Origin of the sequence: Neobacillus drentensis (assembly GCF_036966985.1) — a bacterium.
Classification (GTDB): Bacteria; Bacillota; Bacilli; order Bacillales; family Cytobacillaceae; genus Neobacillus; species Neobacillus drentensis_E.
Window position 1 is genome coordinate 1 of sequence record NZ_JBALSN010000636.1, and the last position, 2187, is coordinate 2187.

General features: G+C 37.9%; 3 protein-coding genes. All 3 read right to left on the reverse strand.

Annotated features, from left to right (window positions below; genetic code table 11):
• On the reverse strand, positions 1–319 hold a 319-nt coding region (locus V7659_RS29535; protein ID WP_335543603.1), incomplete at its 3' end, for a site-2 protease family protein.
• Between the two features lie 17 nt (positions 320–336).
• Entirely contained in the window at positions 337–1479 is a 1143-nt protein-coding gene (gene dxr, locus V7659_RS29540; RefSeq protein WP_335543604.1) for a 1-deoxy-D-xylulose-5-phosphate reductoisomerase, read from the reverse strand.
• A 34-nt stretch (positions 1480–1513) separates the two neighbouring features.
• A partial coding sequence (locus tag V7659_RS29545; RefSeq protein ID WP_335543605.1) for a phosphatidate cytidylyltransferase occupies positions 1514–2187 on the reverse strand: 674 nt, incomplete at its 5' end.

Sequence of the window (2187 nt, forward strand, 5' to 3'; positions counted from 1 at the left end):
AATTAGGAAATTTTTCTTTATTATTCAAGATGATTTTATTTACTTTCTCATTCTTATCAAACAACAGGCCAATTCGATATCCAGGCTTAATTTCAATTATTTCTGGGTCTTCCCCTGCCATACGGACAAATCCGCCAATCGGTAGTAAGCGAATGGTATAAGTCGTCTCCCCTTTTTTATGAGAAAATACTTTTGGCCCAAACCCTATGGCAAATTCACGGCATAAAATACCTGCCCTTTTTGCGAAAATCAAATGACCTAATTCATGAAAGAATACAAGTGCGCCAAAAATCACAATAAAGGCAATAACTGTAGTCAAATTAAAACCACCTTTTTTTATAGAAGTGAATGTACATACTCTCTTGTTTCTGTATCTATCTCTTGGATAGCTGCTAAGCTAGGGTGATCCACGATTTGGTGAGTAGTTAATGCCTTTTCAATCAAATCTTCAATCTGCAAGAAATGAATTTTTCCGTCTAAAAACGCTGCAACGGCCACTTCATTAGCTGCATTTAATACGGTAGGCATCGAGCCTCCTTTTTTTCCTGCCTCGTAGGCAAACCCTAGACAGCGGAATCTTGCCACATCCATTTCCTGAAAATGCAATTTCCCAATGCTTGCTAAATCCAAACGCTTTGATGTAGGCAATGCTAAGCGATCAGGATAGGTGAGTGCAAATTGGATGGGTACTCTCATATCTGGCGTACCAAGCTGGGCAATAATACTGCTATCATGAAATTCGACCATAGAATGGATGATGCTTTCTTTATGTAGCAATACATCAATCTTTTCATATGGCATATTGAAGAGCCAGTGTGCTTCAATTACTTCCAAACCTTTATTCATCATCGATGCTGAATCAATGGTGATTTTGGCACCCATTGACCAATTCGGATGGTTTAATGCTTGTTCAACAGTCACATTTTTCAATTCCTGCCTGGAAAGATTACGAAAGCTTCCGCCTGAAGCAGTTAGAATTAATCTTTCAATATTTTTTTCTTTCTCCCCCTGCAAGGCTTGAAAAATGGCAGAATGTTCACTATCGACAGGAAGGAGTGGAACATTATTTCTTCTAGCAGCATCGATTACCAAATGACCAGCAGTTACAAGCGTTTCTTTATTAGCAATCGCGATGACTTTCCCACTTTCAATCGCTTGCAGCGTTGGATTTAAACCCACACTTCCGATGACAGCATTGACAAGGATATCTGCTTTTTCATAAACGGCAGTTTCAATTAATCCTTCCTGACCAAATGTAAACTTAATATTAGGGAATTCTGCTTTTAATGTATGGCAGTCATGATAGTCTTGTACAGAAACAAGCTCAGGGTGAAACTCAACTATTGTTTTTCGAGCCAGTTCAATATTCTTACCAACTGAAATGGCTGCAACACTAAATTCAGTTGGATGCTCACGAATAATATCTAACGTTTGGGTGCCGATTGATCCAGTGGCACCCAATAAACTGATTTTTTTCAATAAGGTCAACTCCTAAATGCGAAGCACATACGCTTTATATCCATAGGTGAAACAGATGAAGCAAGGGCCAAACAAATAATAGACTGTCAAATCGGTCAAGGATTCCTCCGTGACCAGGCAAGATACTTCCAGAGTCTTTAACATTGAAATGACGTTTAAAAGCAGATTCAACTAAATCACCGATTTGTCCAAAAACTGAAAGAACTACTGTAATACCCATTAATGATAAAAGACCGACGTTGATGTCAGAGAAAAGTGCAAAGAGCACAGCAACCAAAACTGCACAAGCAATACCGCCAATTGATCCTTCCACCGTTTTATTGGGGCTAATTTCCGGCCAGAGCTTTGTCCTACCAAGAGCCTTTCCAATAAAATACGCCCCCGAATCGGTAGCCCAGATCATAAACAAGGAATACAAAATAAAGACGAGTCCGCCATCTTGTCTTGTTTCAAAGAAAAAGTAAAAGCCAATCCCCACATAAATAGCTGACAAAATCGAAAATGAAACATCTTCAAATGTGAATTGATTCTTGGTTATGACGGTAATGGTTAATAACAATAGGATTAAAGCAATACAAATTTCGACTTTTGAGTAATAAAATGAATCTAATATGTGATGATACTTTTCAGGGAAGAGCAACACCCATAGAAATAAAACTAATAATACACCATTGACAGAAAAAATATTAAGTTTTTTCATTTTCAATA